The organism is Pseudomonas sp. LB1P83, from assembly GCF_054897885.1.
In genome coordinates this window covers 1,962,982-1,975,469 of the sequence record NZ_CM142709.1, presented here as the reverse complement: position 1 = coordinate 1,975,469, position 12,488 = coordinate 1,962,982, and the positions used below count along the sequence as shown (strand labels likewise).

General features: G+C 59.0%; 10 protein-coding genes and 4 tRNA genes. 1 reads left to right on the top strand and 13 read right to left on the bottom strand.

The window, feature by feature from the left end:
- Positions 1 to 116 precede the first annotated feature (116 nt).
- From ACYZTY_RS09075 to ACYZTY_RS09060, 4 genes are all read right to left on the bottom strand, one after another.
- Entirely contained in the window at positions 117 to 572 is a 456-nt protein-coding gene (locus ACYZTY_RS09075) for a DUF2214 family protein (protein WP_461958165.1), read from the bottom strand.
- A 648-nt stretch (positions 573 to 1,220) separates the two neighbouring features.
- Positions 1,221 to 1,415 carry a hypothetical protein gene (locus ACYZTY_RS09070; RefSeq protein ID WP_461958164.1) on the bottom strand — a complete coding sequence of 65 codons (195 nt, stop codon included), beginning with the start codon at positions 1,413 to 1,415 and terminating at the stop codon, positions 1,221 to 1,223.
- A gap of 140 nt (positions 1,416 to 1,555) precedes the next feature.
- Positions 1,556 to 1,936 carry a hypothetical protein gene (locus ACYZTY_RS09065; RefSeq protein ID WP_461958163.1) on the bottom strand — a complete coding sequence of 127 codons (381 nt, stop codon included), beginning with the start codon at positions 1,934 to 1,936 and terminating at the stop codon, positions 1,556 to 1,558.
- A gap of 262 nt (positions 1,937 to 2,198) precedes the next feature.
- A tRNA-Val gene (locus tag ACYZTY_RS09060) sits at positions 2,199 to 2,275 on the bottom strand.
- 183 nt (positions 2,276 to 2,458) lie between these two features.
- On the opposite strand from ACYZTY_RS09060, the gene ACYZTY_RS09055 reads away from it, so the two are divergent.
- Entirely contained in the window at positions 2,459 to 3,742 is a 1,284-nt protein-coding gene (locus ACYZTY_RS09055; protein WP_461958162.1) for an NAD(P)/FAD-dependent oxidoreductase, read from the top strand.
- A gap of 315 nt (positions 3,743 to 4,057) precedes the next feature.
- Here the strand turns inward: ACYZTY_RS09055 and ACYZTY_RS09050 are convergent, their stop codons facing one another.
- The 9 genes from ACYZTY_RS09050 to purF all read right to left on the bottom strand — a co-directional run bounded on the left by ACYZTY_RS09050 (position 4,058) and on the right by purF (position 12,486).
- Positions 4,058 to 6,481 carry a TonB-dependent siderophore receptor gene (locus tag ACYZTY_RS09050; RefSeq protein WP_461958161.1) on the bottom strand — a complete coding sequence of 808 codons (2,424 nt, stop codon included), beginning with the start codon at positions 6,479 to 6,481 and terminating at the stop codon, positions 4,058 to 4,060.
- Positions 6,482 to 6,548: 67 nt separating this feature from the next.
- On the bottom strand, positions 6,549 to 7,499 hold the full coding sequence (locus tag ACYZTY_RS09045; protein ID WP_461958160.1) for a FecR domain-containing protein: 951 nt from the start codon (positions 7,497 to 7,499) through the stop codon (positions 6,549 to 6,551).
- Positions 7,496 to 8,005 (bottom strand): sigma-70 family RNA polymerase sigma factor, encoded by a 510-nt coding sequence (locus ACYZTY_RS09040; protein WP_461958159.1) that lies wholly within the window; start codon positions 8,003 to 8,005, stop codon positions 7,496 to 7,498. Before ACYZTY_RS09040 ends, ACYZTY_RS09045 begins: the two co-directional genes overlap by 4 nt.
- Positions 8,006 to 8,253: 248 nt before the next feature.
- A tRNA-Asp gene (locus tag ACYZTY_RS09035) sits at positions 8,254 to 8,330 on the bottom strand.
- Between the two features lie 105 nt (positions 8,331 to 8,435).
- A tRNA-Asp gene (locus ACYZTY_RS09030) sits at positions 8,436 to 8,512 on the bottom strand.
- Between the two features lie 55 nt (positions 8,513 to 8,567).
- Positions 8,568 to 8,643, bottom strand: a tRNA-Val gene (locus ACYZTY_RS09025).
- A 179-nt stretch (positions 8,644 to 8,822) separates the two neighbouring features.
- Positions 8,823 to 9,596 (bottom strand): SDR family oxidoreductase, encoded by a 774-nt coding sequence (locus ACYZTY_RS09020; protein ID WP_461958158.1) that lies wholly within the window; start codon positions 9,594 to 9,596, stop codon positions 8,823 to 8,825.
- The gene (locus ACYZTY_RS09015) at positions 9,593 to 10,804 is read right to left on the bottom strand and encodes an O-succinylhomoserine sulfhydrylase (RefSeq protein ID WP_461958157.1); all 1,212 of its coding nucleotides are present in this window, start codon (positions 10,802 to 10,804) and stop codon (positions 9,593 to 9,595) included. Before ACYZTY_RS09015 ends, ACYZTY_RS09020 begins: the two co-directional genes overlap by 4 nt.
- A 176-nt stretch (positions 10,805 to 10,980) precedes the next feature.
- Entirely contained in the window at positions 10,981 to 12,486 is a 1,506-nt protein-coding gene (gene purF / locus ACYZTY_RS09010) for an amidophosphoribosyltransferase (RefSeq protein WP_007935163.1), read from the bottom strand.
- Positions 12,487 to 12,488: the final 2 nt, after the last annotated feature.

The window sequence follows — 12,488 nt, the reverse complement described above, 5'->3', positions numbered from 1 at the left end:
GCTGATTCCTTCGCCCCATCCTGCCAAAGACGTGAAGCCGATATTAACGGCACGTCACCAGCCCTGGCTGTCAGACGTTTCGGATTAACCCCGAGGAAGAGTGTGATCAGACTCGGCTAACCAAACGTCACGGCGCGCGCCATGCCCGTGGCAGCTACGACCATCAGCAACACCAGCAACCCTTCGACATGACTGATGCGTGCAAACAGCTTCGCGCGCCCGGTATCGATTGCCGCGCCACGGCTAAGTGCAATCCGCCATTTGATCAACGTGATCATCGGCGCAACTTCTAGCAGCAGGATTAGAACGAAGAGCGTCATCTTGAGATGGAACAATGGCTGGTGAAGGTAGTAATCAGTACCTTTTTCGTACCCGCCGAAGGCACGCATCCCACCGGTGACCAGAAGGATGACGGCAGAGATGCCCCACAGGTTATCGGCCATCAGCACACGGCGAGCCTCCCCCGCCCCGGCGGCCAGACGGCTAAATGCCGTCCCCCGCGTCAGTACAGCCCAGAACCCCAAGGCTAAAGCCAGCAGGTGAATTGCCGCAAGCGACCAATGAACCAGCATCGATAGACTCCCATCAGACCGAGTTTGAGTTTGGCCAGTCAGTAGTAGTCCAAAAAACCGGGGTTCGCCCAAATGGCATTTCGTGCGCTCCTCATAGCAGCAACACGGCATCCGCGGTTTGTTCAGAGTAAGGGAGCATAATTGAAGCTGTCCTTTTGATGTTCGAGTGAACCAGGACAAATTTCAGGCAAAAAAAAATCCCAAGCAGCTGATGGACGCTTGGGACTTAAAAATGCATAAACCGTGGTGGTGAACGCGGGGCGATAATAGCCCAACAGCTCACTTGTAACAATATATTTTAGATCACTGTCTGGTTAAAAATAATCGTAACTTGTTAAATATCCACAATATTTTTATGGTTCCTAGACGAAAACCTAGCTGCGCTCAAAGCATCAAGTGCCAAAACAGCAAGCCTGGAAACAGCCTCCGAAACATAACGTTACAGACCGTCTAGACGCCATCACACGCTTCAAAAATGCCTCGCCACTTCTGACTGATGCCCTCAGCAAAGGCACGTTGAAGATAGTGGGCGGCGTCTATCGCCTGGCGAGCGGCAAAGTAGACCTGATCGCTTGACTCATAACGCGCACATCCCCCGTCATTGAGGTGGCCGAATGCGAAGAGCCCAGCGCGATGGCTGGGCTCTGGTTATTTTCGGTTTTCCATCATCTTGTCGGCAAGCGCCTTGGCCCTTCCGATCAACAGGTTCTGCCTGTCTTCGTGAGTAGCCCCTCCTACAACCGGTGCCGTCAGATTGCTTTCCGCAATCAACGCAGCGCAGAAGTATTGATCCCAAACGGCCCTGTCTTCAGATGCCTGTTTGTTCATTTGGTCGGCGATCATATGCGGCTCCTTTTGGTGAGGTAGCACCGCCAGTTTACGCCTGAATTGCAGGTTTCCACGTCGCTGAAAACACCTTGCGGCTGCCTTATGTTTTGCGGGCAGGAACAGGCGAACGAAGCCAAGGACACGATTGATCAATCTTACTTTTTGAACCAGTAATCCGCTCGCTTCCCCGGGTTAGCCACGATTTCATCGCATTTAGCCGAGTATTTATTGATCAGATTCGACCATTTCGCGGCGTCACCATTGACCTCTTCAAGCATTGATTTGATCGCCTTTTCCGTCTTGGCTCGAGTCACGTTCTCATCCGTGATTTCCTTGGAAAAGGCTAAAGCACTGACCGCTGCCTGTTTCTTCTGCTCAGCCAGTTCCGGTTGCGCCCGAACAGACCTTGCCGAAACCAGATAGAACCCGGCGCAGTCAGTAAGCTCATCCGAAAAACTGTTTATCGCAGGATCGGTCTCGAACGCAGACGCCGAGCCCAGCGCAAACAACAACACAAAAAGAATGTATCGACCCACAGCGGAGCGTCCTTTCAACGGCTTGAGATGTATGGGCTTTGTAACACACCCCAAAACGGACGGCACTAATTCCCCTTTCAAATTCAGCCGCTTAAAGCAGGCATCGAAGGTTCATTGATTCGATGAGCAGATCTGCCAGGGGGGGAGGCCCCGAGTTGGAGTTTGAGCGAGGTTTTACAAGAGCTTTGCGAATCGCAGGCAACAAAAAAGGGCCCACCTTTCGGTGGGCCCTTCCAGACCGCCCAGCAGAGCGGATTTTGTTTGGTAGGCGCGATTGGACTCGAACCAACGACCCCCACCATGTCAAGGTGGTGCTCTAACCAACTGAGCTACGTGCCTGCTGTGAGGCGGCATTCTACGGAATTCCGGAGGGGTGTCAACACCTTTTTTCGAGCTAACCCTATGAATATGCAAAATATTTAATTTCGCGGTGGCGAAGAAGATTTTCCGGTGGCTGGCGGTCGATTTTTAACTCGGGTAGGATCGATGCACTCGTAAAATATATTAAACAGAGGCAGCCGGATGGCGAACACCCCCTACCCCGAATCCTATTACGCTGCGTCGGCCAATGCGGTTCCGCCGCGTCCGGCCTTGCAGGATGACGTAGAGACTGATGTCTGTGTGATCGGCGCCGGCTACACCGGGTTGTCCTGCGCCCTGTTTCTGCTGGAAAACGGCTTCAAGGTCACGGTACTGGAAGCCGCCAAGGTGGGTTTCGGCGCGTCGGGTCGTAACGGCGGCCAGATCGTTAACAGTTATAGCCGTGACATTGATGTGATCGAGCGCAGCGTCGGTCCCAAGCAGGCTCAGTTGTTGGGGCAGATGGCGTTTGAGGGCGGGCGGATCATTCGTGAGCGGGTCGCCAAATATAATATCCAGTGCGACTTGAAGGATGGCGGCGTGTTCGCTGCCATTACCGCCAAGCAGATGGGCCATCTTGAATCGCAGAAACGCCTGTGGGAACGTTTTGGCCATACGCAGCTTGAGTTGCTGGATCAAAAGCGCATTCGTGAAGTGGTGGCCTGCGATCAATACGTCGGCGGCATGCTCGACATGAGCGGCGGGCACATTCATCCGCTGAACCTGGCGTTGGGCGAAGCGGCGGCGGTCGAGTCGCTGGGCGGCACGATTTATGAGCAGTCTCCGGCGGTACGCATCGAGCGCGGCGCGAATCCGGTGGTGCATACGCCACAAGGCAAGGTCAGGGCCAGGTTCATTATCGTTGCCGGCAATGCTTATCTCGGCAATCTGGTGCCGGAGCTGGCGGCCAAGTCGATGCCTTGCGGGACTCAGGTCATCACCACCGAGCCTTTGGGCGATGAGTTGGCCAAGCGCCTGCTGCCGCAGGATTACTGCGTCGAGGACTGCAATTATCTGCTCGATTACTACCGGCTGACCGGCGACAAACGCCTGGTCTTCGGCGGCGGCGTGGTTTATGGGGCGCGGGATCCGGCGAACATCGAAGCGATCATCCGGCCGAAAATGCTCAAAGCGTTTCCTGAGCTCAAGGACGTGAAGATCGATTACGCCTGGACCGGCAATTTCCTGCTGACTCTGTCGCGCCTTCCTCAGGTCGGACGGATTGGCGACAACATCTACTATTCCCAAGGTTGCAGCGGCCACGGCGTGACGTACACGCACCTGGCGGGCAAGGTGCTGGCCGAAGCGCTGCGTGGTCAGGCCGAGCGTTTCGACGCGTTTGCCGACCTGCCGCACTACCCTTTCCCCGGCGGACAATTGCTGCGCACACCGTTTGCAGCGTTGGGCGCGTGGTACTACGGACTGCGAGACAAGTTCGGGTACTAACCGACACTACAACGATTTTGTGGGAGCGAGCCTGCTCGCGATGAGGCCGTCACTTTCAACATCAATGCTGCCTGTCAGTCCGTTATCGTGAGCAAGCTCGCTCCCACAGGGGAAATGGTGTCTCCCCAGAGAGGGAATGATGTTTAGAGCCGTTCCCGTGGATCTCAAGTCTCACAGAAGCCCTTTTTGACGATGCAAATGGCTGTGTTGACAGTGCAAAGCTGACCGAATGATCAAATCAGCACGACATTGCGTCGTGATAACTCAATCATCAGCCACTTAAGCAGACCTTCATTCGCCTGTAGCTGGACCGATTCAGAAATCGACCGTCGCCGAAAGCAGGTAAGTCCGTGGCGTCGAAAGCGTCAACCCGGGCTCGCTGTCATCCGAGGCGCCGGCTGAACTCCAGTAGCGCTTGTCCGCCACGTTCTCGATATTGGCGCGCAACGTGATGTTCTTTTCCTCGACCTTGAACGCGTAGCGTGCGCCCACGTCGAAACGCTCCCAGGAATCGATTTCCTTGTTGTTGGATTGGTCCAGGTACTGCGAGCTGGAATAGATGCCGCGGCTGGTGAGGGTCAGGCCCTCTAAAGTCGGCACATCCCACTCGGCGCCCAGGTTGACGTTATATTTCGGGGTGGCCGGCGCGCGGTTGCCGTCGAAGGTGCCATTGGCAGTGTTGGTCAACTCGCTGTCGATGTACATGACACCGCCGAGCAGGCGGAAACCATCGAGCGGCTCACCGAATACACTCAGTTCCACACCCGTGTTCTCACGCTTGCCGTTCGGGCCGAACACGCGTGTCGTGGCGTTGGTCTCATACGCTGGCTGCTTGATCCGGAACACGGCGGCAGTCACGGCAAATGCACCCGCGTCATACTTGGCGCCAACCTCGACCTGGCGGCTGATGAACGGTGGGAAGATTTCGTCCTCGTTCACCGAGGTTGACGGCGCGATCTTGCCCTGGCTCAGACCTTCCATGTAGTTGGCGTACAGCGACAGCTTATCGGTCGCCTTGAACAGGATGCCGCCCGACGGCGAAACCTTTTCCTCATCGTAGGCGGTGTCGCCTTTGACGTTATCCGACCAGTCGTCAACCTTGACCCGCTGCCAGCGGGCGCCGAGGGTCAACAGCAACTGATCATCGAAGAAGCCCAGGGTGTCGGACAACGCTACGCCACTGAAGCGGTTCTCGGTATAGACCTTCGCATCCTGTCGCGTGGGTCTGAGCGGCGTTGGTGTTTCCACCGGGTTGTAGAGGTTGCTGGGGGCCGCCGCGTAACGAGCACCGCCATTCTCGAAGTCCATGTAGAAATAGCTGGCGGCCAGGTTGACCTCATGGCTCACCGGGCCGGTATGGAACCAGTTGCGCACCCCAGCCGTGGCCGTCCGGACATTTTCGTCGCGGGTGAAATCACGTGGCTGAACACTGAAATCGCCTGCGTTGTTGGTGACTGCAACGGCATGCCGGAGAAAGTCATGGTTGCTTTTGCGCGCGCCCACACCGCCGTACAGCATGACGGAATCGTTGACATCGAATTCACCGTTCACCGTTCCGAACGTGTCGTTGGTGCTCGCCTTGCTCCACGGCTGCGCATAGTTGTGGCGCACATCGCTGGCACGCGGAACCTGCGCGTTGGCGTTGACCTGCACGCGCTCCTGCGGGGCGTCGGTATCACGCTCGGTGCGCCCGATGTCCGTCGAAAGCCGCAAGCGTTCACCACGAAAATCCAGGCCCAGCACGGCCATCTCGCGGTCGACATTCTGGTGGTCCCAATCGGTGTCGCCGGACTGTTTTACGCCGTTGAAACGAAGACCGAACTTGTTGTCCTCACCAAAGCGCCGGCCGACATCCACGGCACCGCCGACCTGGCTGTCGGAGGCGTAGCTGCCGGTGAACGAAGTGATGGGCTTATCGGTTGCGCGCTTGGGTACCACGTTGATCCCGCCGCCCACGCTGCCCCTCGGCGAGATGCCGTTGATCAGCTGGCTCGGCCCCTTGAGGACGTCGACGCGGTCGGCCATTTCCATGTCGATCGTGTAGGTCGGCAGGACGCCGTAGAGACCGTTATAGGCAACATCACTGTTGAACAGACTGAGCCCGCGAATGGTGAACTGTTCATAACGCCCGCCCGCCGGGTTGGTGGCGCGAACCGAGGGATCGTTGGCGATCAAGTCGCCCAAGGTACGCGCCTGCTGGTTTTTGACCACCTCGCTGGTGTAGGTGGTCATGCTGAACGGCGTTTCCATAAAGTCTTTCGAACCCAGCAAGCCTTGCGAACCACGGCGCGCGACCTGGCCGCCGGCGTACGGATCGCCGTCCACCGGGTCGATGGCACCGAGAATCGAGGTAGCGCCCAGTTGCAGGCCGCTGCCTTCTGGGGCCGGGGTCAGGATGTAGGCCTGCTCGCCCACCGGTTGCAGTTGCAGACCGGAACCCTGCAACAACCGGGCAAAGCCGTCCTCCACTGCGTATTCGCCGGAAAGGCCAGGGCTGTTGCGACCGCTCACCAGCGCCGGGTCCACGGACAGGTTGACCCCGGCCAGCCCGGCGAAACGGGTCAGCGCTGCGCTGAGGCTGCCGGCCGGCACCTGATAACTGCGTCGAGGCGCGTCTTCGGCCCAACCGGCGGTGATGAACAACGGACAGGCACTGAGGCTCAGCAACAGACTCAAGTGCATTAACGGGCGCAGGCGGGATGAAGCCAAACGCGGACTGGACGGGAACACTGCGGGCATTGAAGAAGCTCTCTTATTTCGTTCACTTGCCTTGAATGACAAGCGACGCGAAAAAAGGGGACACACTTCAAACACTATTTTTACGCGGGAGCAGCGTTACCCAATAACGCGTACGCGAATGCACCTCCAACGGCAGGCTGGCCGCCAGCAGCGCCAGGATACGATCGGTGTCTTCCAGACGAAAACTGCCGGTGACACGCAGGGATTCCAGCTCCGGCTCCCAGCGCAACACGCCCGGGCGATAAGTGCTGAGTTCGCGCAAAAAATCCCCCAGCGGCTGGTTCTGCGCCATCAACACACCGTCGCGCCAGCCTGGGGCGAGCACGTCGAATGGCTCCACAGCGCCGGCACCCGCGGCCTGAAGGTTGATTTGCTGGCCTGCGCGCAACGAAAAGACCGGTCCGTGCAAAGGCTGCAACTGCACCGCGCCGTTGAGCACCGATACCTTGCACCCCGTCTGCCACTGACGAACACACACTTCGCTTTGACTGATGACCAGCTGGCCGAAGTGCGTCTGGATCGTCAGCGGCGAAGTGCCGGGGACTTTCAGGGCTATCTCGCCCTCGACAAGCTTGAGAAGCCGGTTGTTCAGATCGATATCGACGGCGCTCGCGGTGTTCAATTGCAGCAAGCTGCCATCGGCCAACTGGACTTTCTTGCCGTCCCCGGTCGCCGTCCGTAGGTCGGCGCTCCAGACATCCAACGGCAACTGCCGACTGATCAGCCAGGCGGCCGGCACCAACGCCACCGCGCCGACGGCGCGCTTGAGCACGGTGCGCCGGCTCGGCTGCGGTCGATCCAGACTGGCCATCGCCAGTGCTGACGGCAGGTCGGTGAAGCGCTGGCGCAAGAGTTGCGCTTTCTGCCATGCCTGTTCGTGGCTGGAATGGCTGTCGCGCCAGCTCTGCAATTCGGCTCGGTCTCGCTCATTGGCGGTGCCCGACTCCATGAGCGCCAGCCACTGTGCGGCAGCCCGTATCGCTTGGCGGGCGTCGGCCGAAGGGGCTGAGCCGATCACAGATCCACCAGCAGGCAGTGCTCATAGGCTTGGGCCATGTAGCGCTTGATCGTGCGCTCCGAGACTTGCAGGCGCTCGGCAATTTCTTGATAACCCAAGCCTTCCAGTTGACTCCAGAGAAACGCCCGTCGTACCGGGGTCGGCAATCCATCGAGCAATTCGTCGAGGGCTTGCAAGGTTTCCAGCAGGATCCAGCGCTGCTCAGGGGATGGCACACAGTCTTCTGGCAGCAGCGCCAGTGCATTGAGGTAAGCCTGCTCCAGGCTGCGACGCTTGTAGAAGTTGGTCAGCAGCCGTTTGCCCACGGTCGCCAGATAGGCGCGGGGTTCTTGCAGGTCAGCAATGCGCTGGGAGCTGGCGAGCAAGCGCACGAAGGTGTCCTGACTCAGGTCCGCAGCATCGTGACCATTGCTCATGCGTCGTTTCAACCAGCTTTCGAGCCAGCCGCGATGGTCGCGGTACAAATCGTGGAAGGTTTGCTCCTCCGGCATCGCTGCATCACTCATTCAAAGAAGCCCTGTGCCAGGAGTTATCGTAAATGAGAGTGATTCTAATTAATGTCGGACGTGTGAAGGAAGCCCTTTATGCATCGGCCGAGCAGAAAGGCTTGATTGGAAGGGTATGAAAGAAGGAAAAGCCAAATCGCAGACACAAAAAACCCCGGTCTTTCGACCAGGGTCTTTGCTATCGACTCGAAGACTGCCAACGGCTTTCTTCGTAGCTCCAAGGCGTTCAGTGGGCCTTGAAGCAGATATGGCGCAGCGGACGGGACTCGAACCCGCGACCCCCGGCGTGACAGGCCGGTATTCTAACCGACTGAACTACCGCTGCGTATCGCTTTGGACTTGCGTCCAAGTAACTCGTCTGATTGAAAGCTCCGAGACTTTTCAGTCTCTCTTTCAATCTCGAATCAGGGCAAGCCTGACTCGGAAAATATGGCGCAGCGGACGGGACTCGAACCCGCGACCCCCGGCGTGACAGGCCGGTATTCTAACCGACTGAACTACCGCTGCGCGTCGGTGGAGGCTTTTAACAGCTTCCATCTTGCTTTCGCAAGACTCTCGGATTTGGTGGGTGATGACGGGATCGAACCGCCGACATTCTGCTTGTAAGGCAGACGCTCTCCCAGCTGAGCTAATCACCCGTTTGCATCTCCGAGGCCGCGAAATTTACGCAGGTAGCGAACCTAAGTCAATAGCAGGATTGAAGTTTTTTCAAAACAGCTTCAAGTCACAAGCTTCAAGCGGCAAGTAAAAGCAGGATTGCGTATTCAGGGCACGGGCTCGAATTTACTTGCCGCTTGCGGCTTGAGGCTTGCAGCTTCTACTTGTAGACCATCTTCTTGGTCATGCCGCCATCGACCACAAACTCCTGGCCCGTGACGAAACCGGCATTCTTCGACAGTAGCCACGCCACCATCGCCGCGACGTCTTCGACGGTCCCTACCCTGCCCGCCGGATGCTGGGCATGGTCAGCCTCGGTCAGGGGCTCGGCACGCCTTGCCGCCGGGTCTCGCGCATCGATCCAGCCGGGGCTGACCGCGTTGACGCGAATTTCCGGCCCAAGGCTGATGGCCAACGCGTGAGTCAGGGCCAACAGACCGCCCTTGCTCGCCGCGTAAGCCTCTGTGTCCGGTTCGGACTGCGCAGCGCGGGTCGAGGCCAGGTTGACGATCGCACCGCTGTGAGCGCGCAGGTACGGCGCGCAGTGCTTGGCCAACAGCATCGGCCCACTCAGATTGACCGCCAGCACCCGATTCCAGTAAGCCAGATCGAGGCTTTCCAGAGTGATGTTGTGCGGGTCGGCAATCGCCGCGTTACACACCAGCGCATCCAGACGCCCGAACTGCCCCAACACCTCGGCGACGCCCAACGCCACTTGCCCCTCATTCGAGACGTCCATGGCGATGAACCAGGCGTTTTCGCCCAGCACCTTCGTCACTTTCGAACCGCGTTCTCGATCAAGGTCAGTCAGTACCACCTGCCAGCCTTCGCTGATCAGCCAGGCCGCAATCCCCAGCCCGATGCCGCGTGCGGCACCGGTGACCAGTGCAACGCGGCCATGGGTGCCCGTACCCGGCGTCGACAACTCGATCACAAGGCAGCCAACCCGCGCGCCAGATCGGTTTGCAGGTCAGCCACATCTTCCAGACCAACCGCGACGCGGATCAGGCTGTCACGAATGCCTGCCGCTTCACGCTCTTGCGGCGCCAAACGGCCGTGGGAGGTGGTGCTCGGGTGCGTGATGGTGGTTTTGCTGTCGCCCAGGTTGGCGGTGATCGAAATCAGACGGGTCGCGTCGATAAAGCGCCAGGCGCCCTCTTTGCCACCCTTGACCTCGAAACTCACCACTGCGCCGAAACCCTTCTGCTGACGCAGGGCCAGTTCGTGCTGCGGATGGCTCTTGAGGCCGGCGTAATGGACTTTCTCGATGCCGTCCTGCTGCTCCAGCCACTCGGCCAGTTGCTGGGCGTTGGCGCAATGCGCCTTCATCCGCAGACTCAGGGTTTCCAGGCCCTTGAGGAAGATCCAGGCGTTGAACGGGCTCAGGGTCGGCCCGGCGGTGCGCAGGAACCCCACCACTTCTTTCATCTGCTCGCTGCGACCGGCGACAACGCCGCCCATGCAACGACCCTGGCCGTCGATGAACTTGGTGGCCGAATGCACGACGATGTCCGCGCCCATCTTCAGCGGCTGTTGCAACGCAGGGGTGCAGAAGCAGTTGTCGACCACCAGCATCGCGCCTTTGGCGTGAGCGATTTTCGACAGTTCGGCGATGTCCACCAGTTCGGCCAATGGATTGGACGGTGACTCGACGAACAGCAATTTGGTGTTGGCCTTGATCGCCGCGTCCCAACCGGACAAGTCCGCCAGAGGCACGTAATCGACTTCGATGCCGAAACGCTTGAAGTACTTCTCGAACAGGCTGATGGTCGAACCGAACACGCTTCGCGAGACCAGTACATGGTCGCCGGCACTGCACAGGCTCATCACCACCGCCATGATCGCGGCCATGCCGGTCGCGGTGGCTACGGCTTGTTCGGCGCTTTCCAGCGCGGCGATGCGCTCTTCAAACGCGCGCACGGTCGGGTTGGTGTAGCGAGAGTAAACGTTGCCCGGCACTTCACCGGCAAAACGTGCCGCTGCGTCGGCAGCGGTACGGAAGACATAGCTGGAAGTGAAGAACATCGGATCACCGTGTTCGCCTTCCGGCGTGCGGTGCTGACCGGCGCGTACGGCCAGGGTATCGAACGCTACGCCTTCGAGGTCGCTGTCCAGCCGACCGGCATCCCAATCCTGACTCATGCTGTCACTCCTTGCCTTGCTCGGTAATAGATACAAAACCGGCCTGGAGGCATGACACCTTGTAGGAGCGAGGCTTGCCCGCGAAGCTTTTAGCGTCCTCAAGGGACCCTTCGCGGGCAAGCCTCGCTCCTACAGACCGGTCATTACAGACAGGTCGTTACTAGGCCGGTCGTTACTCAGTTGTTGTACAGATCGATGATCGCGCTGACTGCCTGCGTCTTGACCTTGGAGGCATCGTTACGTGCCTGCTCGATCTTGTTCAGGTACGCCTCGTCGACGTCGCCGGTCACGTACTGGCCATCGAACACGGCGCAATCGAACTTGTCGATCTTGATCTTGCCGCCACCGACCGCTTCGATCAAGTCAGGCAGGTCCTGATAGATCAACCAGTCAGCGCCGATCAGGTCAGCCACGTCCTGGGTCGAACGGTTGTGGGCGATCAGTTCGTGGGCGCTTGGCATGTCGATGCCGTAGACGTTCGGGTAGCGAACGGCCGGGGCTGCGGAGCAGAAGTAGACGTTTTTCGCGCCGGCTTCACGGGCCATCTGGATGATCTGCTTGCACGTGGTGCCGCGAACGATCGAGTCATCCACCAGCATCACGTTCTTGCCGCGGAATTCCAGCTCGATGGCGTTGAGCTTCTGGCGTACTGATTTTTTCCGCGCAGCCTGGCCCGGCATGATGAAGGTCCGGCCGATGTAGCGGTTCTTCACGAAGCCTTCGCGGAACTTGACGCCCAAGTGGTTCGCCAGCTCCAAGGCCGCGGTGCGGCTGGTGTCTGGAATCGGGATGACCACGTCGATGTCGTGATCCGGACGCTCGCGCAGGATCTTCTCGGCGAGTTTCTCACCCATGCGCAGACGCGCCTTGTAGACCGACACGCCGTCGATGATCGAGTCCGGACGCGCCAGGTAGACGTGTTCGAAGATGCACGGGGTCAGGGACGGGTTGGTCGCGCACTGACGAGTGTGCAGCTTGCCGTCTTCGGTGATGTAGACCGCTTCGCCCGGTGCCAGGTCGCGAATCAGGGTAAAACCGAGCACGTCCAGGGAAACGCTTTCGGAGGCGATCATGTACTCGACGCCTTCATCCGTGTGACGCTGGCCGAAGACGATCGGGCGGATGCCGTGCGGGTCGCGGAAACCGACGATGCCGTAACCGGTCACCATCGCCACGACTGCGTAACCACCGACGCAACGGTTGTGCACGTCAGTGACGGCAGCGAACACGTCTTCTTCGGTCGGCTGCAACTTGCCGCGCTGGGCCAGTTCGTGTGCGAACACGTTGAGCAGCACTTCCGAATCGGAGTTGGTGTTGACGTGGCGCAGGTCAGATTCGTAAATCTCCTTGGCCAGCTGTTCAACGTTGGTCAGGTTACCGTTGTGCGCCAGGGTAATGCCGTAAGGCGAGTTGACGTAAAACGGTTGAGCTTCGGCCGAAGTCGAGCTGCCCGCGGTCGGGTAACGCACATGGCCAATGCCCATGTGGCCGACCAGGCGCTGCATGTGACGCTGATGGAACACGTCACGCACCAGGCCATTGTCCTTGCGCAGGAATAACCGGCCATCATGGCTGGTCACGATACCGGCAGCGTCCTGGCCGCGGTGCTGGAGGACGGTTAGCGCGTCATACAGCGCCTGATTGACGTTCGACTTACCGACGATACCGACGATGCCACACATGC